This is a genomic window from Desemzia incerta (genome assembly GCF_900115825.1).
GTDB classification, from domain to species: Bacteria; Bacillota; Bacilli; order Lactobacillales; family Carnobacteriaceae; genus Desemzia; species Desemzia incerta.
Window position 1 is genome coordinate 565256 of sequence record NZ_FOXW01000001.1, and the last position, 21474, is coordinate 586729.

Sequence of the window (21474 nt, forward strand, 5' to 3'; positions counted from 1 at the left end):
ACCGAGTCATAAAAAACCTGAACCAATAAGCTTGGTCCAGGTTTGGCGTAAAGACAACTTCAGTTAGGACACATCATTACTCTGTTTCGAAAATATCCGTTACTAATCGTTCCACATAACGAGCTGAAAGACTGGTTGCATAAGGATTAACACCTTCAATGTCAAACATATTCAAGCGAATGATATCTGCCATTGCTTTTTGAGCAGCCTCAGAAGTTACATCAAGAAGCGGGTCTTTCACACTAATTGTTTTTGTTTTATTGATACTTGTTCCAAACTTCAATTCTAACGTTTTTGCCATGGTTTATTCCTCCTTTTTAATATTATTACGTGCGGTTAGCGAGTGTATTTGTATTCTTCGACAATTACTGTGTGACCTAGATTTAATCCAGATAAAGATTCAATAGCTGCAGTGAAGCCTTCGACTTGTTCTGGGGAGACATTTTCAATAGTGTTTGGATAGCTTCGACGAAGAAATTCCTCGTTTTCAACATCTTCAAAATACAATTCAATCGCACCTTTATTCCATTCTCTTTGCATAAATCATTCCTCCTTTTCTGATTTGTGTAAGGTTGTCATGACTGCTTACATGCTTAGTAACGTAATCCAGTTTTCAACTGTTTCCTTCCGCGCTGATTTAGGCTGAAGGCTTTATCTGCGAGTCATCTTCTTTGAAGAGAATAAAGGATTTTGATATGCTTACCTTGAACTTAAGTAGTCTTTAATATGAACCAAAAATTTGTTTTAACTAAATTGGAGCGTGAGAAGAATGCAAAGACGAGTAGAAGGAACTTACCAAACTTCATCAGAAGTGATCAAAGCAGTAGAAAGACTGATGAATGAAGGATATAAGGCTGAAGAAATGGTCGTTGTCACAGATAATGACTCAAAACACCAAGAAGAATTAGATGATCTAACTTTAGTAGAGGTGGATACTGTTGACCCCGATGAAGGAAGTTCTTTTTGGGAGAAAGCAAAAGAAATGTTGACTTTTGGAAAGTATGATACTAATGAATCGAATACGCCGCTCACAAAATATGACGTGGCTGAAAGTGATGCGGAACAATACAACTCAGCTTTGAAAAATGGGGACATTTTGCTGTTAGTTGCGCAAAAAGAGTCATCAACTCAACAGCAAGCTGCTGCAGTAAAACAAGAAGATCCAGCAGTGATTGCTTCAAAAGAGACAATGAAAGAAGATTATGAACCTTCTCCAGGAGATGAAGAAATTTTTGATCCAACTAAAGCTCAATCTGCTCGAGAGGATAAACCAAACGAAAATAAGGAGGAAACACTCATGGATGACAAAGAATTAAATAAAAATGCTCAAGAACCTGCAGAGAATAATGAAAATGACAATATGTTAGAAGACGAAGAGGCTCCTCAATTAACGGGCGATGAAACAAGTGTCACTGTAGATGAAGGAAACCATGTTTATCCAGACAACATCAACACAGGCTATACAGCCGGCAATGCTGGAAATGATGCGGATGACTCATCCGACTATGTCAATAAACCAGATAATGAATCAAACAATGATGACACTTATATCCAAAGTGGCGAAAAAAACACTGATGATGCTGAAAAAAATAATCATTAAGAAATTTAACATCACTTAAATTGTGAATAAAAAGAAGTTAGAAATTTTCTAACTTCTTTTTATTATTCATCATATGACAAGCGTCTTTTTTGTAACTAAAAAGGCTTTTTGTTATCTTTAAAATGAAAAACAAGTAAATGAACGCTAAACAGAGTAAAATATCAGAAGGGTTGAGGATAAATAATGACAAACAAAGAATGGACATCACAAGAACCAAAAAAAGGGTATTTGATGAGCGACGCTACAGCAGATGTACCTCAAGAAATTGAAACTGAAGATCCGAATTATAAACCAGCTGGAAAGCTGAAAGACAAAAACACTATTATAACAGGTGGAGACAGTGGTATCGGACGAGCGACTGCTATTGCATTTGCGAAAGAAGGAGCTAACGTGGCAATCGTCTATCATGAAAATGATGAAGATGCCGAAAAAACAAAAGATCGTCTGAAAGACTTGGGAGTGAACGTTCTAGCAATCAAAGGCGATGTAGGTGACGAAGATTTTGTCGTACAAGTGGTTAAAGAAGTGACAGATGAATGGGGACAAATTGATGTCTTGGTAAACCATGCCGGAGAACAACATGTACAAGAAAAAATCGAAGATATCACAGCTGAACAAATAGACCGTACTTTCCGGACGAATGTATACAGTATGCACTACTTTGTCAAAGCTGCTCTTCCATATTTATCTGAAGGAAGTTCAATCATCAATACAGCATCCATTACAGCCTATAAAGGTAAACCGATCCTTCTTGATTATTCTGCATCTAATGGAGCGGTAGTAAGTTTTACAAGAGCCTTATCGCAACATTCGCAAATACTAGATAAAAAAATTCGTGTAAATGGAGTTGCGCCAGGTCCGATTTTGACTCCTATGATTCCCGCTACTTTCAATGAAGAGCAATTGGAAACTTGGGGAGAGAGCGGGGCTCTTGGTCGACCAGGGAAAGCCTACGAGTTGGCAGGAGCTTATGTGTATCTTGCAAGTTCTGATTCTAGTTATGTTTCAGGTCAAATGATTCATGTCAACGGTGGAGAAATTATTAACGGATAACCCTATTTCTTTAAGTGAACTGGAGGCAGATAATGATGGCGAAAAAAGTAGAAGGTTCTTACGCTTCAATAGATGAAACAATACAAGCAGTTCGTCGTTTACTGAATGAAGGGTACTATTTATCAGGAGATATCACAGTAGTCACCAATCGGAAAAATCACGAAAGCCTAGAAGATTTAACATCTGTCCAAGTAGATAAAGTAGATACCGTAGAGGATAAAACAGCTTGGGATCGTTTTAAAGGCATGTTTGCTAAACCAAGTGAGGAAGCGACTTTAGAGCAGTATGGAATTGAGATGCATGAGGCTGTTAAACTTGAAGAAGATTTAATAAATGGAAAATATGTAGTCATTGTAAATGACACTGATTTAAATGCTGTGGAGAAGAGTGCAACGTCTATTAGTGATAGAGCAGATACGGAATCACAAGCTCAACAGACCGACATTGAAATGGAAGAAGATCCTTTATTGAATGGTTCTGTAGATAGAGGACCGATCTATGGAGTAGTCAAAGAAGAAACAAATGCTAGACCGTTAGATGATATTGTGGACGATGAAAGAAATAAAAAATAATGGGTACTACTAAACTTACTGTATAAGTTCATTCAATATACAGTAAGTTTTTTTGTCTTGTAAAAACGATTATGAAAAAGAAAAGAATTTTTAAAATAAAACCAAGTTTTGTATTGTGATATTCGGTTACTTCTTTTACAATGATTTAGAAAACGTTTTATAAATTGAAAGGAGATTGAACAATGAAAGTTGATTTAACTGCAAAACCTTATAACTTAGACGCTGAATCCATTAAATGGGTAGAAAATACGATTGAAAGCATGACAGATGAAGAAAAAATCGGTCAATTGTTTATCAATATGGGGTCAAGCCGTACTGAAGAATATTTAACAGGTGTCTTAAATGATTACCATATTGGTGGAGTTCGTTACAATCCTGGTAAATCAGATGAAGTTTACGAACAAAACCGCATTTTACAAGAGAACAGTAAAATTCCACTGTTAATTGCCGCTAACACTGAAATGGGTGGAAACGGTGCCAGTACTGATGGAACATATATTGGTAACGAAGTGAAAATCGCTGCTACAAACGATCCTAAGTACGCTTACGAGATGGGGCGTGTTTCAGGAGTTGAAGCTGCTGCTATCGGATGTAACTGGAGTTTTGCTCCAATCGTTGACCTTTTACGCAACTGGCGTAACCCGATCATCTCAACGCGTACTTGGAGTGCAGATGTGGACCAAACGATTGAATTATCTCTAGAATATATGCGAGGAATTCAAGAAAGCGGTATCGCTCCAGCTGCAAAACATTTCCCTGGAGACGGAATTGATGAACGTGACCAACATTTGTCATTTGCTCCTAACCACTATTCTGTAGAAGAATGGGATGCTACTTTTGGTAAAGTTTACGGTTCATTATTTGACGCTGGACTTCCTTCTATCATGGCTGGACACATTTCATTGCCTTCTTACGTGCGTCACTTCAATCCTGAAGCAACTGTACAAGAAGCGAACTTGCCAGCTACTCTGAGCAAATACATTTTGACTGACTTATTAAGAGATAGAATGGGATTTAATGGGTTAGTTGTCACAGACGCTAGCCACATGGTTGCTTTAACAGGTGCTATGAAACGTAAAGACATGCTTCCAGTTTCTATCGCTGCTGGTTCTGATTTGTTCTTATTCTTCAACGATCCGGACGAAGACTTCCAATGGATGATGGACGGTTACAAAAACGGTGTAATCACTGAAGAACGTCTAAAAGAAGCGTTGACTCGCATTTTAGGAACAAAAGCTGCTTTAGGCTTGCACAAAAAAGCTAAAACAGAACTCTTACCTTCTAAAGAAGAAGCAATGGCTAAAATCGGTCTTCCTGAAAACAAAAAAATTGCAGAAGAAGTTGCTGACAAAGCGATTACTTTGGTTAAAAACAAAGAAAACATCTTCCCGATTTCTCCAGAAGACAAAAAACGGATATTGCTAGTAGACGTTAAGGGGACACAAGGTGGATTTGGTGCAATGATTGGGGATAACGTAAGACCATCTGCTAAAATGAAAGAATTACTTGAAGCAGAAGGTTTTGAAGTGACTATTTGGGAAGCTGCGGAAGAGAAAATCATGAAGATGCCTGAAGAAGAAAGAAAAGCAGCGTTGGCAAACGTGTATGCACAAAAACGTCCAATTGCTGAATTAACCGAAAACTATGATTTGATCATCAACTTGGCTATCGTTAATCCAAATACAGATCAACGTATCCAGTGGCCAGCTTCAAAAGGAACTCCAGATATTCCATTCTATGTACACGAAGTGCCAACGATCTTCGTTTCATTGCAATCACCATTCCATTTAGCTGATGTTCCACAAGTACAAACGTACATCAATGCTTATGATAACAAAGATTTCACAATGAAGGCTTTAGTAGATAAATTCTTAGGCCGTTCAGAATTCAAAGGTGTATCTCCAGTAGACGCATTTTGTGGATTCGAAGATACTTGTTACTAAACGATAAATCATTTAATGGAGCGCTTATGTGAGAGGCAACTCTCGCATAAGCGTTTTTTTACTTTTAATTTGAATGAAAAGAATTGATTCGAACATTTGTTTGAGGTAGGCTATAATAAGAGCACTAAATAGGATTAGGAGGTGAGGAGATTGGCACTTATTCCCAATGATCAACCAAAGAATGAGGGGAAAACGAATCCCAAAATCACAAAAATAGAAACTCAAAAACGTAAAGGACGCTACAACGTTTATTTAGATGGAGAGTATGCTTTTCCTATAGATGAATCAGTATTAGTGAACCATGTATTGTTTAAAGGAATGGAAATTTCAAAAGAGTTTCAAAAGCAGCTGGAGGAAGAAGATGATTTCAGCAAAGCTTTTTCTCGTGCCGTAAATTATTTGAGTTATTCATTGCGTTCAGAAAGAGAAGTCCGAGACGATTTGTTGAAGCATGAATTCTCGTTAGAAACAGCAGAAAAAGCTATCGAAAAACTAAAAACGATGAAGTACATTGATGATTTGACTTATGCAGAAAGTTATACAAGAACTGCGGCTAATCTAAATGGAAAAGGACCTTATACTATCCGCCAAGAATTGAAAAAGCGGGGAGTTCATGACACGATCATTGAACAAGCTTTAATGCAATATCCTTTAGAACAGCGAATCGAAAATGGAGTTGCTGCTGCGAATAAGGTGTTAAAAAGAACCAAACAGAGTTCTTCAAAAGAAACAGCAAATAAGGTTAGGCAAAATCTTATGCAAAAAGGTTTTAACAGTGATGAGATCACTGAAATTTTGACTCATATAGATACAGAAAAAGAAGAAGATGACGAATATGAAGCGTTGAAAAAACATGGAGAAAAAATTTGGCGGAAACAGTCTAAACTGACAGGCAGCAAAAAAATCCAAAAAGTGAAGACTAATTTATACCAAAAAGGGTTTGATGGTGAATTGATCACCCAATTTATTAACGAGAAGGAACTGGAAGAAGAATGAATGAAACGAGTATGACAACAGCAAAAGTAATCAATGGAATACAAATTTGGCCTCAAGAAAAAATCGAGCGTTTTCGAACAACTCTATTAAGCTGGTATGATATAGAAAAGCGTGATCTTCCGTGGAGAAAAAACAATGATCCGTATCGTATATGGGTATCGGAGATCATGTTACAGCAAACGCGAGTAGATACGGTTATCCCATATTATTTAAATTTTATGCGTACATTTCCCTCTATTGAAGCTCTCTCTCAAGCAGAAGAAGACACTTTATTGAAAACTTGGGAAGGACTGGGGTATTACTCCAGAGTCCGTAATCTGCAAAAAGCGGCTATTCAAATCATGGAAGAATACAATGGTGAAATGCCGCGTGATCCAAAAGAAATCATTAAATTGAAAGGAATCGGTCCATATACGACTGGAGCAATTGCTAGTATGGCTTTTGGATTGCCGGAGCCGGCTGTGGATGGAAATATCATGCGTATTTTAAGCCGCTTATTTGAAATTGATGCAGATATCGCGGTGCCGGCAAATCGTAAGCTGTTTGAAGAGATTTTAAGAGAGATCATTGATCCTTATAGACCAGGAGACTTCAATCAAGCTTTAATGGATTTAGGGGCTACTATTTGTACGCCGAAAAATTATCATCCTGAAAAAAGTCCTGTTAAAGAATTCAATCAATCTTATCTCAATGGCACATGGGAAAAATATCCGGTGAAAAGCAAAAAGAAAAAAGCCAAACCGGTTTACTATGCTGGAGTTGTTATCAGCAATCAAAAAGGGGAATTGTTGCTCGAGAAGCGCCCCAGTAACGGGTTATTAGCCAGCATGTGGACTTTTCCTTTGTTGGAAGAAAGTCAGATAAGCCAGTTTTTCGCTAAAGGAAAATTTCTCTCGCCAAAAGAAGGAACATCCGATTATTCAGTCAATGAGTTGAATGATCAACTGGATCTTTTTTATGGAATAAAACCGGTGCTGATAAAAGAGCCGATTGCTGGAGATACCCACATTTTCAGTCACTTGAAATGGCATATGGCTATTTATTACGGAGAGCTCCCTAAAAATGATCTAATCGATTCTATTCCTGAACATTGTGCATGGGTGAAGCCAGAAGACTTTGATCAGTATACTTTTCCTGGTCCTCAAATGAAGATGTGGGCAGCGTATAAAAATAAATTTTTAGAGAAATAAACAAACTTGTTTGAATATCGATAAAAAGCTTTTTTCGCTGTGACCATACGAGCATTTGTGCATTCGAGATAGTCGGAAAATAGATGCTTTAGATCAACGAAAAAAAAGGTGGGCTAAACCCACCTTTTTTTTACTTTATTAAAATGATTATGGTATACTATTTAATGATTCGAGTGTATTCTTACACTTGTGGTAAAGTAACTATCTCTCAACAAGTAACAGAGATAAAGAAAGTTGGGTTAGCGATGCATCATCCAAAAGAAGGAGAATACATCACGATCCAAAGCTATAAACACGACGGCAGTTTACATCGCACGTGGCGAGATACAATGGTACTAAAAACAAGTAATCAATCCTTGATCGGCTGCAATGACCATACTCTAGTTACAGAAGCCGATGGCAGAAGATGGGTGACAAGAGAACCGGCTATTCTTTATTTCCATAAAAAATATTGGTTCAACATCATCGCTATGATTCGCGATAACGGGGTATCTTATTATTGTAACCTTGCCTCACCAGCTCTTATTGATGAAGAAGGGTTAAAATATATTGATTATGATTTAGACATCAAAGTATTTCCAGATGGCGAGAAACGGTTGTTGGATGTAGATGAGTACGAAGACCATAGTCGCAAATGGGAATATCCAGAAGATATTGATCATATATTAAAAGAAAATGTCAAGATCCTAGTAGATTGGATCAATGAAGGCAAAGGACCATTCTCTCAAGCCTATATGGACATTTGGTATGATCGATACCGTCAATTATCTGGAAAGCAATAGGTCTTCATACGAGGTTGTGAGTGTTCGATACAGTAGCATTTTCATCAATCATTTTAAACAATTCGCCATGCATTTTTGTTTCGGAAAAATGTGTAGCGGATTGTTTTGATCTTTAAGTAAAAAAATGAGTTTAAGAACAAAAAAGCAGGTCCTGATCATATTGAAATTTATGATGGTGACCTGTTTTTTGTATGTTATAATAACGAAGGAAATTAAAAATGAAGGAGTGAGAAAATATGAAAAAGAAAGGTATAGTTCTGGTTTGTCTACTATTTCTTCTCACTGTAGCAGTTGTGTTTGTGGGGTATTCATATTCGAATAAACAGCAAGAAAAATTGATTCATGCTACTACTGCATCCACTACAGAAGAAACAACTGAACCTGCAGAAAAGAAAGAAAAAGAACAGGCTGTTGACATCACAACGTATGAAGAAAACAGAGACAGCTTATCTATAGTAGAGTACTTAAACTACATACAAACGGTTGAAAAAGAAACAGCAATAGCTTTTTACGGACAACTGCCTGAAAATGCGACTTGGTCAACTAAGGCTGAGGAGTATCTTAAAGAACAGGTGACTGGTGAATTGACTTCTTCTTCGTTAGTGAGCGAAGAGGCAGATTCATATGAGTTGTACATTACAAATACTTTTAATGAATTAGCAGAAACCAATGCATCAGTTGTCTTCTTTATGGTCCCGGCTCTTGGCGACCAAGTTCGGGACATTAGTTTAGGGGATTCTGAAGATTATTTAACTAGAAATGTAACATCCATTAAAGAAGTTCTGCCAGATGCGTTAGTTGTAATGGTAACACCATCTCCTAACAGCAGTGGAATAGAGGATTATAATTCTCGAATGTTGGATTACATCCAATACATGGAGAATGCAAAAGAAACTGCTGCTGCTAATGATTGGCCAGTATTCGACTTGCATGATTTGTATATGAACAAGTTAGAAGCAGACAATATAGATTTGACCGCCACCCTAGAAGAAGATGGATACAGCCTAAACAGTCAAGGCGAAGAATTGATGTCTGAATTGTTTATCGAAGAATTATCTAAACCAATTGACACAACCTCAGGAAGAGAGGAATAGAATTGTTAAAAAGAAGCTTGACCTGGCTACTTTACACCAGATCAAGCTTCTTTTTATTGTTCAATATTCTGAATATTGTCGATAGCTTCTTTTTGCGACCAATCATAGTGTCTGTAACTCGTAACCAATCGGTTCAAAAGAATCAAATTTTCTTCATACTCTAATATGGCTGACATAATATGAATAACAGCGTTGCTGTCTCCATAATCATCATGCATGTAGGAGTCTAATTTGGCTTCGTCAAAAAAGGTACTCATAAATTCTTTTCGAAGAGAAGATTTGTATGCGATAAAATTAACTGCTTCAGGATCTACACGACCATTAAACTTTAACAATATTTGTTCATGACCGCTTAATAATACTTCCAATCTTTCCCGGATCAAAATCCGCAAGTCAGAAGAAAAGTGGTTAAAAACATTTTCTGCAGAATGCAATGTACTAGCTAAGTTGTATGCAGCTCTAGTGGTTTCGACCAATTGTCGATAAACTGCGATTCTACGAAGGTTTCTGATCTGTTTGGATCTGGACTTCGTTAAAATATTGTCTTCTTTCATCATGGACATATAATTGTCCATTCGTTTGATCTCAGATTGAATGAACTTCAAATCTTTTTTCAAAAGAGTAAACTGTGTATTTTTTCGAACGCTTGCTCGAATCCATTTCATCAATTCAGACGATGTGTAATCCATTAAGTGAAACAGCTTATCTTCATATTTTGGTCGATATAAAAACGTGTTTACAATGGTTCCGATGATGACACCTATAATCGTAGCCAACACACGTATCCCTGCAGCCAATACAAAAGAATCAGCTGTGGTAAAACTGATAACGATCAATGTCACTACAGCATTTCCAATAACATTATCAAAATTCAACTGGTGTAAAATAGCGATCAATATGGCAGACGCAAAACCAACAATCAAATAATGACTGCCAAAACTCAAAGTGAAAATAACTGCTACTATACCGCCTATCGTGTTTCCTAAAATTCGATTTCGAACTTGAACCCACTGACGTTTAGGAGAGGGCTGCATTGCAAAAACAGCAGAAATTCCAGCCAAGATACTGCCTTCCGGCATGCCGAGTAAGGGCGGAATCAATAAAGCCAGTGCAACTGCAAGTCCTGTTTTAAACGTTCGAGCGCCAATTTTCATAAAAACTGAGTCCCCTCATGATTAATAATTGTCTACAATTGATATATTATACCAAAGCTTGATAGATTTGCAAAGGGCATTTAAAGATTGAACGTCATCTTATAATTTAGAAAATGCAGTATCGATAGCTTTTTTAGTTTCGTCAATGTCTTCTTGAGTATGCATGATCGTAATATACATCGCTTCGTATTTACTTGGTGCTAGATTGATTCCTTCGTCCAACATGGCTTTAAAGAATTTTCCATAGCGTTCAGCATCTGTATCAACAGCGTCGTTATAATCTTTTACCTCATGGTCAGTAAAGTATACTTGTAAAGAACCGCCGATTTGATTGACAACAGTAGGGATAGAATATTTTTTCCCAGCAGCTTCAAGAGCATCTCTTAATTGTTCAGCAAAATCAGCCATTCGTTCGTAAATACCTGGTTCTTGCAGAACTTCCAAACAAGCAATACCAGCTTGCATTGACAATGGATTTCCAGCCATTGTACCAGCTTGATAAGCAGGTCCTAAAGGAGCGACAGTATCCATAATTTCAACTGGACCACCATAAGCACCGATCGGAAGACCGCCACCAATAGATTTACCAAAGGCAGTTAAATCTGGGATAACGCCTAATAGATCTTGAGCAGCTCCGTAATGGAAACGGAAATTAGTAATTACTTCATCATAAATCACTAAAGCACCATGTTGGTGGGTGATTTCATTAACAGCTTCCAGGAATCCCGGTTTAGGTGCAACCATACCGAAGTTTCCTACAATCGGCTCAACTAATACAGCAGCAACTTGATCTCCCCATTTTTCCATAACTGCACGATAGGATTCAACATCATTGTAAGGAACAGTAATCACTTCTCTGGCAGTTCCGACCGTTACTCCGCCAGAACTATTCGTTCCTAAAGTTGAAGGGCCGCTTCCTGCTTCTACCAGAACCAAGTCAAAGTGACCGTGGTATTGTCCGGAGAATTTAACGATCAATTCACGATTTGTATATGCTCGTGCAACTCTAACTGTCGTCATGACAGCTTCAGTTCCAGAGTTTGTAAAGCGGACTTTATCCATTGAAGGAATAGCATCTGTCAGCATTTTTGCAAATTTAACTTCATGTTTAGTTGGTGTACCAAATAAAACCCCTGTTTCTGCTGCGCTTTTAACAGCTTTTACAACATGAGGATGATTGAATCCTGTAATGATAGGACCATATGCTGCTAAGTAATCAATATACCGGTTGCCATCAACGTCATATAAATAAGCACCATCTCCGTATTCCATTGTAACAGGGTATCCACCGCCAACTGCTTTATAAGAACGACTTGGACTGTTTACACCTCCTACAATAACCTTTTCTGCTTCCGCGCCTACTTGATTTGATTTTGAATGGTCTAGCTTCATATTGTTCCTCCTAAAATATCTCTAAAAATCGCAAAAAAACTAAATTCTTTGTACTTTAATCATAGGAGAATTGCAAAGAATTTTCAATCTTTATTGTGAAAAGTCGCCAAAACTCTCATAAAAAAGAAGTTTTGACTAACGAGGATTCATAAAAGTTGAATTTAATATAGAAAAACTGTGAGTGAAAGAAATCTAGTTGCAAAAAAGAGAAAAAGTAAGTAAAATAAGAGAGTAAAGTATTATCATCTAATAATCGTTACAATCTGTTTAAGAAGAAAAAAGGGGAGTCCTGTTTATGAGTGAGCGTGTGTCTCAGTCCATCAATAAATTAAAAGCAAATAATATTCGTATCACACCTCAACGTTATGGAATATTGGAGTATTTGATCGAACACGACAGTCACCCGACTGCTGATGAAATTTATAAAGCACTATCTGATCGATTCCCTAGTATGAGTGTAGCCACAGTCTACAATAATTTACGTTTGTTTACAGAAATTGGCTTTGTTAAAGAAATGAGATTTGGGGATGCTTCCAGCAGGTTTGATTTTGCAACCACTGAGCATTATCATGCAGTCTGTGAGAATTGCGGTAAAGTAGAAGATATCTACTATCCAGGTTTGGAAGATGTGGAGAGTGTTACTGCGGATCTGACAGGTTTTAAAATTACCCATCATCGTTTAGAGATTTATGGACTGTGCATGGATTGTCAAAAGTTGGATCAGTTTTCTGAAGTAAAATAATATTGAACCTTTTTTGATAAGTAGTTATGTAGAAACCTTGAACGATTTTAGATTTCGAGGTTTCTATTTTTCTCTAGTCTGTTGTTTTTTATCAAAATAATAGCGATAATAAAATAGAAGAAACCTACTCAAGTTAGGTGAATTGAAAGGGGATTCGAAATGGCGACGTTAAATGATGTGGCAAAAAAAGCTAATGTTTCTAAAATGACTGTTTCTAGAGTGATCAACCACCCGGAACAAGTCACAGACGAATTGAAAACATTAGTGATACAAGCGATGAAAGAATTGAATTATCGCCCTAATACAGCCGCCAGAGCTTTAGTAAATAATCGAACGTTAGTAATCAAGTTTTTTATTCTAGAAAAAATGAGTACAACGGAACCTTATTACATGAATTTGCTGACCGGAATTGCTAAAGGATTGGAAGCAGAACAGTATTCACTTCAATTAGTGACGCAGAACAATTTTGATATCGGGTTATGTGATGGATATATCATGACTGGAGTTCGTCAAAAAGACTATGAGTGGATTTCTAGAGCGACAAAACCAGTTGTATTGTTTGGAGAAAACGATCGCGGATACGACTTTATAGATACAGATAATAAGCAAGGTGTGTCTGCTGCCACCCAGCATGTATTAGATCTAGGCTACGAAAAAGTCGTTTATATAGGGATCGATATCAATGAAAAGTTCGAAAAATCAAGAGAGTCCGGTTATAAAGAGGTAATGGAAAAAAATCATAAAGAAACCACAGCTTTCCATTTTAAGAACCATTCTTCATTATCATCGCAATTTATAGAAGAGAACTGGCATTTATTTGAACCAAATACGGCTTTTGTATGCAGCTCTGATCGTTTAGCATTAGGAATCGAAAGAGGAATCTTGAAAATGAACGGCAGTATTCCAAACGATTATGGTATAGTAGGACATGATGGCGTGTTTTTAGACCAGATTGCTTACCCCAGATTGACGACTATGAGGCAACCGGTAGTGGAAATGGGAGAAGCTTGTGCTAAAATGATTTTGAAAAAAATAGCTGAAAACGGTAAATCTCAAGGAAACTTAGTTTTTGAGTCAACGCTAGTAGAAAGAGGATCAACAAGAAAAAAGAGTTAGTTAACCATCTCGTTAGCATTCACTGACACAAATATGAAAGAGTGACCCCACCTTATGAAAAAAATAATGATCATCGCAAATCCATCTTCAGGAAAAGAACAATCTGAAGAGTATATCGAAAAATTGAAATCTATCTTAAGCGAAACAACCCAAGAAATCAAAGTCAACAAAACGAAAGAAAAAGGCGATGCTGAAAATTATGCGCATAAAGCTGCTGAAGAAGACTTTGATACTGTGATTGCTATGGGTGGAGACGGTACGATGCATGAAGTGGTGAACGGATTAAGGAAAAACGATCAATCAACAGCTCTAGGCATCGTACCGCTTGGGACAGTCAATAATTTCGCCAAAGCCTTAGGTATTCCGAACGATCCGTTGGAAGCGATAGAAGTTTTTTCAGATGCACAGATTGTTCCGATTGATACAGGTAGAATCAATGATACTTATTTTGTCAGTTCAGTTTCCGCTGGACCAATACCAGAAACGGTTCAACATGTGGACAGTGAAATGAAAACAACTTTTGGGCCGCTAGCTTACTTCATCCAAGGTGTTAAAGCGTTGGATCAAGAAACTGTTTATCCATTTACACTGCTTTTTGATGGCAAAGAGGTAAAAGAACAGTACAGCTTAATGATTATTGCATTAAGCAATTCGGTAGCGGGCATCCAAAACTTTATCCCGGAAGCGACTATTGAAGATGGCAAGTTGTATTTTCTAGGATTAAAAGAAACCAACTTGCATCAAAAATTGGTTTTAGTTCCTATGTTATTCCAAAATCATGCAGATTATTCAGACCAAGTAGATATGATACCTTTCAGCAAAGCTCAAATCAGACTGGATAAGGAGAATGACTTAAAAACAACCATTGATGGAGAAGTTGGACTAAGTTTTCCAGCTGAAGTTGAAGTTTTCCCACACTCATTAAATGTACTTATTCCTGCCAAATCCACTGTGGTTGAAGAATAATAAAAGAAACAACGAACGCGCCTAAAAGAGAAAGCATGCTCTTTTAAGCGCGTTTCTTTGTTAAGTTTTAAAGATTACTGCATATAGTCTAATGGTGTTGTACCTTGAAGATAAAATTCCTCTCGATCAATATCAGGAACCATACTTCCTCCAGTGGCCCACGCAATGTGAGTGGCTCGAGTCATTTTGTCTGTTAAATCATTTTCTGTCAAATAGCGCTTGCCTTCTGTAGTAGATAACAAGCGAGCAGCTCCAGGCAAACCAGCTACAGCAGCAGGTTCTAAAAAGATTTGTTCGCTGTCTGCTATAGAAGCGAGCAATTGATAAGTATGACGATCATCCAGTGTATAAGACCCGCTGAAAAAGTTTTCCATTACTTTAGCCACAAAACCAGAAGTACGAGGAACGGCTAATCCATCTGCACAGGTTTTTCCGTCGATAGAGAAGTCCTTAACAGATACGTTATCGTACTGTTGAGTAACAAGTCCTACCAGCATGGAAGGAGTGTGAGTAGGTTCGGCTAAGAAACAGTGAACGTTGTCTCCATAAATTTGTTTCAAACCAAAAGTAATGCCTCCTGGGCTTCCGCCGATTCCGCAAGGCAAATAAACAAATAGAGGATGATCCTTATCAACTCTAATATCTTTAGCATCCAGTTGGTTTTTTAATCGACTTCCAGCAACTGTGTATCCTAAAAAGAGATCTACAGAATGTTCGTCATCGACAAAGTAAGACATAGGATCTGCATTTGATTCCGCCCGGCCCTTTTCAACAGCTTTAGTAAAGTCTGATTCATGCTCAATAACCGTAACCCCGCGCGAGCGTAAAAAATCTTTTTTCCATTTTTTAGCTTCGACTGACATATGAACCGTTACTTCAAACCCCAGTTTAGCCCCTACAGTTCCTACACTGATCCCTAAATTACCAGTCGTTCCTACCGCAATTTTATGTTTTGCAAAGAAATCATGGAACTTCTCACTGGCAAAAATACTGTAATCCTCATCCATAGAGGTTAGAAGTCCGTACTCCAAAGCTAATGTTTCAGCGTGTTTTAAGACTTCATAAATAGCGCCTCTAGCTTTGATTGTGCCTGCAATGGGCAAAGTGTCGTCTCGTTTCAATAAAAAATTTCCTGGAATAAAAGTATCTGTTTCTTTTTCGATAATCTTTTTCATTTCTGTTAAGGGAGTTAAATCAGATTCGATGATGCCGTTTGATTCTTTGGTTTCAGGAAAAGCAATTTTTAAATAATAAGCAAATCGTTTTAACCGATTTTCAGCATCTTCGACATCCTTTTGAGTATAAACAACTCGTTCATTAGCGATGTCGAAAGCTATTTTATTTTGGTTGATCCAAAATATTTCCTCTGTTTTTATAATCTTTTCTAATATTGGTACCGACTCAATCCATTGAGGTAAAGTTTTACCTGCAACGATTTTTTCACTCACGAAAATCCCTCCTCCAATATCTCAAAAATACACCATTACAATAGCATACCCAAGAAAGAAATACTAGCCTGTTTCCAATCATACCAAGTGGTGAAGCATAAAGTATGATGAGTAAAAGCTGATATTTAAAAAGGTGTTTAACGAACTAATAAAGATACATACAGTACAGAAATGAACAAAAATGAAAAAACTTAAAAAAGATGTTATCGGTAACATTTTTTAAACCTTGTAAGTGCTTTCTGAATTCGTTAATCTTAGTACGAAGCATGAAATTAACATGAATCATTAGATAATGAGTTAGGAGAGAACAAAATGGAAGAAAAGTGGTGGCAGCAAGCTGTTGTATATCAAGTCTATCCTGGAAGTTTTCAAGATACGAATCATGATGGTATAGGCGACGTCAGAGGACTGATTGAACGATTAAAGTATATTCAATCGCTAGGAGCTAATGTTATCTGGTTAAACCCTATTTTTCAATCTCCGCAAGTAGACAACGGATATGATGTTTCGGATTATTACACGATAGATCCTTTGTATGGCACTATGGAAGATGTAGAAGAATTGCTGGATAAATCCCATAGTCTAGGGCTTAAAGTGATTTTTGATTTAGTACTGAATCATACTTCTAGAGAACATCATTGGTTTCAAGAGGCTATAAAAGGCAGAGACAATCCGTATCGAGATTTTTATATATGGAGTGATCCCAAGCCTGGTGATCAACTTCCCAATAACTGGGCTTCTTTTTTTGGGGGATCTGTGTGGGAGAAAGAACCATCAGGAGATCAATATTATTTTCATTTATTTGATAAGACGATGCCTGACTTAAACTGGGAAAATGAAAGGGTCCAGCAAGAAGTAGTCAATATAGCTGATTATTGGTTGGAAAAGGGAGTAGATGGATTTCGATTAGATGCATTTATTCATTTGGATAAAGCTAAAGGATTTCCTGATGTCCAAGCCAAAGAAGGAGAAATCGTTTTAGCGGAGGAATACTATTCTAATCTCGAAAAAGTAACGGACTATATAGCTGAAATGGCAAAAACACTTCGTCGGAAAAAAGAAGATATTTTTATATTAGGTGAAGCCGCATCAGCAGACGTACAGAAAGCAAGAGAATACTCTGATCCTGCAAATGGCGCGTGCGATACCGTCGTCACATTCCGCTTCTTTCCAATGGATGAGTCTCAAAAAGACCCTAGATTGCCAGCTGATATGCAAATTGAAAAACTAGACATACCCGCCTTTAAAAAGACTATGAGCGAATTTCAAGAAGGATTGAGCGATATTGGAGGACCAACTTTGTATTGGAACAACCATGATATGGCTCGCATGGTATCCCGTTTCGGCAGTACGGAAAAAGAAAGAGACAACAGTACAAAAATGTTGGCAACGTTGATGTACTTGCAAAAAGGAATCCCGGTTCTTTTGAATGGAGAAGAGATCGGTATGAAGAACTTGGAACGTGATTCACTGGATGACTTCAAGAAGATGAAAGAAATTTATTTCATCGAGAAAGCTCAATCGTTAGGGTATTCAGATGAGTTTATTATTGAACAGCTGAATGCTAGAAGCATCAACGCGAGTCGCGGAGTTATGCAGTGGGATACCGGGGAATATGCCGGGTTCTCTACTACCCAACCATGGAGCGGAGTAAACGATGAACCTAAGTATACTGTTGAAATGCAAGAACAGGATGAAACAAGTATATTGAATTATTACAAGAAGTTGTTAAAATACAAAAAAACACCTTTGTTTACAAAAGGAGAGTTTAAACTCCTTGAAACAAATCATCATTTGTATTGTTACGAAAGAAGTTATGCAGACTTTACGGCTTTAGTTTGCTGCAATTTCAGTGATCATGAACAAGTAATCATGGATACACGGTTAACTAAACTGCCTTATACGACTATCTTACAAAATGATCATAATAAAATTGAAGCAGACAGAATAACGCTTGCTCCATATGGGGCAGCAGTAGTGGTGTTTGAACAAACAGAATACTAACTTGAATAAGAAATGAGGACCAATCAATGGACACATCAGCATTATTACATCGTCCAGATAGCGAATATGCTTATCTATATGATGACAACAAATTCAATATTCGATTACGCACGAAAGCTGGAGAAGCAGAAAAAATTACTTTGATCAGCGGGGATAACTACGCGTATAAAAAAGATGAATGGAAAGAAAACGAACAACCCTTAAAATTAATCGCTCAAACAAATATTCACGACTACTGGGGGATCGTCGCTTCAGCACCTCATAATCGACTAGCTTATGCATTTCATATTACCGGAAAAGACGGGATTGAAGTACTGTATTCAGACAGGGGAGCGTATCCCTATGAAGATCGATACATGGAAAACATCAATAGTTTTTTCCGTATGCCTTATTTCCATGACATTGACCGTGTAGCTATACCAAACTGGGCTCGGGAGACGATTTGGTATCAAATCTTTCCAGAACGTTTTGCAAACGGGGATAAATCCAATGATCCGGAAAACGTCTTGGAATGGGGAGGGAAAAAGCACCCTTCACGAGATGATTTTTATGGAGGAGACCTTCAAGGTGTCATTGATCATTTGGATTATTTAGTTGATTTGGGAATCAATGGGATTTATTTTACACCGATATTTAAAGCACCATCTAATCACAAGTATGATACAGTGGATTACTTCGAAGTCGATCCACACTTTGGAGACAAGCAATTATTCAAAAATTTAGTTGAAGAAGCACACAAGCGCGGGATACGTGTCATGTTGGATGCGGTATTTAACCACATCGGGATGTCTTCTTACCAATGGCAAGATGTCCTGGATAAACAAGAAGCTTCGGAATACATCGATTGGTTCCATATCGATGAGTTTCCGATCAGATCGTTAGAAGGATTAAGTGCAGATGAATTGGAGAACATAGGCCCATTGAATTATCATACTTTTGCATTTACTGGACATATGCCCAAATTGAATACAGCGAACCCGGCAGTTCAAAAATATTTGATCAATATCGCAACATATTGGGTAAGAGAATTTGGTATTGATGCATGGCGATTAGACGTAGCGAACGAAGTAGATCATCGTTTTTGGAAGAAATTCAATCGTTCTGTACGTAAGGTCAACCCTGATATCTATATTCTTGGAGAAATCTGGCATTCTTCTCAAAGCTGGTTGCAAGGAGACGAGTTCCATGCCGTAATGAATTATGCCTTTACGGAACAAATCGAAGAATTCTTTACCAATAAATCCAGTTCCGCTGTAAAAATGGTTTCCGGATTAAATGAGCAATTGATGCTGTACCGCAGACAAACCAACGAAGTTATGTTCAACATGTTGGATTCTCACGATACTCCGCGACTGCTGACAAAAGCAAATGGGAATAAGCAAATTGCTAAAGCAGAACTGACTTTTATGTTCGCACAAACGGGGTCACCGTGTCTTTTTTATGGAACAGAAGTTGGCCTGGAAGGGTATAACGACCCAGATTGCCGAAAATGTATGATTTGGGATGAAGAAGAACGAGATAACGATATGTACCATTTCATAAAAAGTCTGATCACATTCAGAAAAGAACACCAAGATTTATTGAGTTTTGGTGAAACAGAATGGCTGGATGTCAGAGAAGACGAACGAGTGATTGGATTCAGAAAATTCTATAAAGGTACAGAAATCTATGGTTACTTCAATCAAGGGGAAGAAACAGTCTCATTGAAGTACCATCAAGAGCCAGTGCCTATCTTTAGAAACTTAACTTCTATCAAAGCCAATGAGATACGTATTAAGCAATACGGATTTGTATTGTTTACTTTAGGTGATGAAGTAAAGTTAGATCATGACAATTACAACTATCAAGAACACTAAACCATATTACAAAGCTATCCTCTTACTTTATATAGTAAATAAGGATAGCTTTTGTTTTGGAAACACAGTTTTGTATCTAAATAACTCAGAAACGGACGAGAATGAGTAGTAAATAAGATAGGATTGGATGTTTTGTTGGAGTTCGCATCAAAGCGATATTTCTGTTACCGGTAACATTCAGAAAACGTTTGCAAAAGTATGTAATGTTCGTAATAATAAGGGTGTACTTAAAAAGAACACATTAGGGAGGAATTATTCATGGATCAAAAAAGATTTAAAAAATACTTAATGGGCGTTGTTTCTGCAAGCGCTTTACTATTAGCTGCTTGTGGCGGAGGAGAGGAAGAAGCTGCTGAGTCAAGTTCTGGAACAAATGATTCGACAGAAACTTCAGGTTCTAATTTCGATGGTGAAACGTTAAAAATCTCGATTGACCCAATGTATTCAGAATTCATTGAGGGTATTTCTGATTCATTCGAAGAAGAAACAGGAGCAACGATTGAAGTAGAAGAAAAAGATATGTTCGAAACTCTTGAAGCTTTACCTTTAGATGGTCCAGCTGGTTTGTCACCGGACGTTATGCTGGCACCGTATGACAGAATCGGAGGTCTTGGACAACAAGGGCATTTAGCTGAATACACATTACCAGACGACGGTCGTTACGATGACATCGACGAACAGCAAGTAACGATGAAAGATAAGATTTATGGAGCACCTTTCGTTATTGAGTCAATGGTTCTATATTACAATACAGATTTATTAGAAAAAGCACCTGAAACTTTCGAAGAGTTGGAAGCGTTAACTGAAGATGAGCAATACGCTTATGAAGGCGAAGCAGGAAAGAGTGTAGCTTTCTTAGCAAACTGGGTAGATTTTTATAACTCTTATGGCTTATTAAACGGTTTCGGCGGATATGTTTTTGGTGCTGACGGAACAGACCCTTCAGACATTGGTTTGAATAAACCTGAAGCTATCGAAGGTATCCAATATGCAACAGACTGGTTCCAAAACACATGGCCAAAAGGAATGTTAGATGTTACTACAGCTGGAAACTTTATTGATGAGCAATTCACAACAGGTACAGCTGGAGCAGTTATCAATGGTCCTTGGGCTGCATCTAATTATATGGAATCTGGAGTAAATGTAGGGGTAGCAACAGTACCGACATTGCCAAATGGAGAAGAGTACCAACCGTTTGCTGGTGGTAAAGGATGGGTAGTGAGCCAATATTCAGAAAACCCTGAATTAGGTCAAGCATTCTTAGACTTTGCTACAAACGAAGAAAACATGGAAGCGTTGTATTCAGAGTATACAAATGAAGTGCCTGCTAACCAAATGGTAAGACAAACAATCATTGATGCTGACGATGACGAATTAGCAATGGCTGTAGTAAACCAATACAACGTTTCATCTCCAATGCCAAACATCCCAGAAATGGCAGAAGTTTGGGTAGGTGCTGAAACAATGATGTTTGATGCTGGATCAGGCAACAAAACTCCAGAAGAATCAGCTAACGACACAGTTAAAGTCATTGAACAAAATATCGAACAAAAATACTAAAAAGAT

Annotated in this window: 19 protein-coding genes; 14 read left to right on the forward strand and 5 right to left on the reverse strand. The window is 37.6% G+C overall.

Annotated features, from left to right (window positions below; translation table 11 throughout):
• Positions 1–76: 76 nt before the first annotated feature.
• Together BM137_RS02560 and BM137_RS02565 are read right to left on the reverse strand one after the other, a co-directional pair.
• Positions 77–301: a DUF2922 domain-containing protein gene (locus tag BM137_RS02560; protein ID WP_092479571.1), complete on the reverse strand. Its 225-nt coding sequence runs from the start codon at positions 299–301 to the stop codon at positions 77–79.
• 35 nt (positions 302–336) lie between these two features.
• A complete protein-coding gene (locus tag BM137_RS02565) occupies positions 337–540 on the reverse strand; it encodes a DUF1659 domain-containing protein (protein ID WP_092479572.1) in 204 nt (67 codons plus the stop codon).
• 229 nt (positions 541–769) lie between these two features.
• Between BM137_RS02565 and BM137_RS02570 the strand changes: the two genes are divergently transcribed.
• The 8 genes from BM137_RS02570 (at position 770) to BM137_RS02605 (ending at position 9230) form a co-directional block, all read left to right on the forward strand.
• Complete coding sequence (locus tag BM137_RS02570; protein WP_092479573.1) at positions 770–1600, forward strand: general stress protein; 831 nt, start codon at positions 770–772, stop codon at positions 1598–1600.
• A gap of 183 nt (positions 1601–1783) precedes the next feature.
• The gene (locus tag BM137_RS02575) at positions 1784–2653 is read left to right on the forward strand and encodes an SDR family oxidoreductase (RefSeq protein WP_092479574.1); all 870 of its coding nucleotides are present in this window, start codon (positions 1784–1786) and stop codon (positions 2651–2653) included.
• A gap of 35 nt (positions 2654–2688) precedes the next feature.
• Positions 2689–3225, forward strand: a complete 537-nt coding sequence (locus tag BM137_RS02580) for a general stress protein (protein ID WP_177192472.1) — start codon at positions 2689–2691, stop codon at positions 3223–3225.
• Positions 3226–3407: 182 nt separating this feature from the next.
• The gene (locus BM137_RS02585; protein WP_092479576.1) at positions 3408–5168 is read left to right on the forward strand and encodes a glycoside hydrolase family 3 protein; all 1761 of its coding nucleotides are present in this window, start codon (positions 3408–3410) and stop codon (positions 5166–5168) included.
• A 150-nt stretch (positions 5169–5318) separates the two neighbouring features.
• The gene (gene recX, locus BM137_RS02590) at positions 5319–6164 is read left to right on the forward strand and encodes a recombination regulator RecX (RefSeq protein ID WP_177192473.1); all 846 of its coding nucleotides are present in this window, start codon (positions 5319–5321) and stop codon (positions 6162–6164) included.
• Positions 6161–7354 (forward strand): A/G-specific adenine glycosylase, encoded by a 1194-nt coding sequence (mutY, locus tag BM137_RS02595; RefSeq protein WP_244887625.1) that lies wholly within the window; start codon positions 6161–6163, stop codon positions 7352–7354. The genes recX and mutY overlap by 4 nt, the downstream gene beginning before the upstream one ends.
• Positions 7355–7599: 245 nt before the next feature.
• Positions 7600–8136: a nucleoside tri-diphosphate phosphatase gene (gene ntdP, locus BM137_RS02600; protein WP_092479624.1), complete on the forward strand. Its 537-nt coding sequence runs from the start codon at positions 7600–7602 to the stop codon at positions 8134–8136.
• A 236-nt stretch (positions 8137–8372) separates the two neighbouring features.
• Positions 8373–9230, forward strand: a complete 858-nt coding sequence (locus BM137_RS02605; RefSeq protein WP_092479578.1) for an SGNH/GDSL hydrolase family protein — start codon at positions 8373–8375, stop codon at positions 9228–9230.
• A gap of 53 nt (positions 9231–9283) precedes the next feature.
• On the opposite strand, the gene BM137_RS02610 is transcribed toward BM137_RS02605, so the two are convergent.
• Together BM137_RS02610 and BM137_RS02615 are read right to left on the reverse strand one after the other, a co-directional pair.
• On the reverse strand, positions 9284–10384 hold the full coding sequence (locus BM137_RS02610; RefSeq protein WP_092479579.1) for an FUSC family protein: 1101 nt from the start codon (positions 10382–10384) through the stop codon (positions 9284–9286).
• A 99-nt stretch (positions 10385–10483) separates the two neighbouring features.
• Positions 10484–11776, reverse strand: coding sequence for a glutamate-1-semialdehyde 2,1-aminomutase (locus tag BM137_RS02615; RefSeq protein ID WP_092479580.1), 1293 nt, complete (start codon positions 11774–11776; stop codon positions 10484–10486).
• A gap of 295 nt (positions 11777–12071) precedes the next feature.
• On the opposite strand from BM137_RS02615, the gene BM137_RS02620 reads away from it, so the two are divergent.
• From BM137_RS02620 to BM137_RS02630, 3 genes are all read left to right on the forward strand, one after another.
• Complete coding sequence (locus tag BM137_RS02620) at positions 12072–12518, forward strand: Fur family transcriptional regulator (protein ID WP_092479581.1); 447 nt, start codon at positions 12072–12074, stop codon at positions 12516–12518.
• A 159-nt stretch (positions 12519–12677) separates the two neighbouring features.
• Entirely contained in the window at positions 12678–13634 is a 957-nt protein-coding gene (locus tag BM137_RS02625; RefSeq protein WP_092479582.1) for a LacI family DNA-binding transcriptional regulator, read from the forward strand.
• Positions 13635–13688: 54 nt separating this feature from the next.
• Positions 13689–14600: a diacylglycerol/lipid kinase family protein gene (locus BM137_RS02630; RefSeq protein WP_092479583.1), complete on the forward strand. Its 912-nt coding sequence runs from the start codon at positions 13689–13691 to the stop codon at positions 14598–14600.
• A gap of 74 nt (positions 14601–14674) precedes the next feature.
• Here BM137_RS02630 and BM137_RS02635 read toward each other — a convergent pair whose 3' ends face one another.
• Positions 14675–16048: a D-serine ammonia-lyase gene (locus tag BM137_RS02635; protein ID WP_092479584.1), complete on the reverse strand. Its 1374-nt coding sequence runs from the start codon at positions 16046–16048 to the stop codon at positions 14675–14677.
• Positions 16049–16360: 312 nt separating this feature from the next.
• Between BM137_RS02635 and BM137_RS02640 the strand changes: the two genes are divergently transcribed.
• The 3 genes from BM137_RS02640 to BM137_RS02650 all read left to right on the forward strand — a co-directional run bounded on the left by BM137_RS02640 (position 16361) and on the right by BM137_RS02650 (position 21468).
• The gene (locus tag BM137_RS02640; protein WP_092479585.1) at positions 16361–18052 is read left to right on the forward strand and encodes a glycoside hydrolase family 13 protein; all 1692 of its coding nucleotides are present in this window, start codon (positions 16361–16363) and stop codon (positions 18050–18052) included.
• Between the two features lie 26 nt (positions 18053–18078).
• A complete protein-coding gene (locus BM137_RS02645) occupies positions 18079–19908 on the forward strand; it encodes a glycoside hydrolase family 13 protein (protein WP_092479586.1) in 1830 nt (609 codons plus the stop codon).
• A gap of 258 nt (positions 19909–20166) precedes the next feature.
• Positions 20167–21468 carry an extracellular solute-binding protein gene (locus tag BM137_RS02650; protein ID WP_092479587.1) on the forward strand — a complete coding sequence of 434 codons (1302 nt, stop codon included), beginning with the start codon at positions 20167–20169 and terminating at the stop codon, positions 21466–21468.
• Positions 21469–21474: the final 6 nt, after the last annotated feature.

Bases quoted from the DNA above. Each gene is read 5' to 3' on its own strand.
- BM137_RS02560 (WP_092479571.1), bottom strand. From the start codon at position 301: ATGGCAAAAACGTTAGAATTGAAGTTTGGAACAAGTATCAATAAAACA.
- BM137_RS02565 (WP_092479572.1), bottom strand. From the start codon at position 540: ATGCAAAGAGAATGGAATAAAGGTGCGATTGAATTGTATTTTGAAGAT.
- BM137_RS02570 (WP_092479573.1), top strand. From the start codon at position 770: ATGCAAAGACGAGTAGAAGGAACTTACCAAACTTCATCAGAAGTGATC.
- BM137_RS02575 (WP_092479574.1), top strand. From the start codon at position 1,784: ATGACAAACAAAGAATGGACATCACAAGAACCAAAAAAAGGGTATTTG.
- BM137_RS02580 (WP_177192472.1), top strand. From the start codon at position 2,689: ATGGCGAAAAAAGTAGAAGGTTCTTACGCTTCAATAGATGAAACAATA.
- BM137_RS02585 (WP_092479576.1), top strand. From the start codon at position 3,408: ATGAAAGTTGATTTAACTGCAAAACCTTATAACTTAGACGCTGAATCC.
- mutY (WP_244887625.1), top strand. From the start codon at position 6,161: ATGAATGAAACGAGTATGACAACAGCAAAAGTAATCAATGGAATACAA.
- ntdP (WP_092479624.1), top strand. From the start codon at position 7,600: ATGCATCATCCAAAAGAAGGAGAATACATCACGATCCAAAGCTATAAA.
- BM137_RS02605 (WP_092479578.1), top strand. From the start codon at position 8,373: ATGAAAAAGAAAGGTATAGTTCTGGTTTGTCTACTATTTCTTCTCACT.
- BM137_RS02610 (WP_092479579.1), bottom strand. From the start codon at position 10,384: ATGAAAATTGGCGCTCGAACGTTTAAAACAGGACTTGCAGTTGCACTG.
- BM137_RS02615 (WP_092479580.1), bottom strand. From the start codon at position 11,776: ATGAAGCTAGACCATTCAAAATCAAATCAAGTAGGCGCGGAAGCAGAA.
- BM137_RS02620 (WP_092479581.1), top strand. From the start codon at position 12,072: ATGAGTGAGCGTGTGTCTCAGTCCATCAATAAATTAAAAGCAAATAAT.
- BM137_RS02625 (WP_092479582.1), top strand. From the start codon at position 12,678: ATGGCGACGTTAAATGATGTGGCAAAAAAAGCTAATGTTTCTAAAATG.
- BM137_RS02630 (WP_092479583.1), top strand. From the start codon at position 13,689: ATGAAAAAAATAATGATCATCGCAAATCCATCTTCAGGAAAAGAACAA.
- BM137_RS02640 (WP_092479585.1), top strand. From the start codon at position 16,361: ATGGAAGAAAAGTGGTGGCAGCAAGCTGTTGTATATCAAGTCTATCCT.
- BM137_RS02645 (WP_092479586.1), top strand. From the start codon at position 18,079: ATGGACACATCAGCATTATTACATCGTCCAGATAGCGAATATGCTTAT.
- BM137_RS02650 (WP_092479587.1), top strand. From the start codon at position 20,167: ATGGATCAAAAAAGATTTAAAAAATACTTAATGGGCGTTGTTTCTGCA.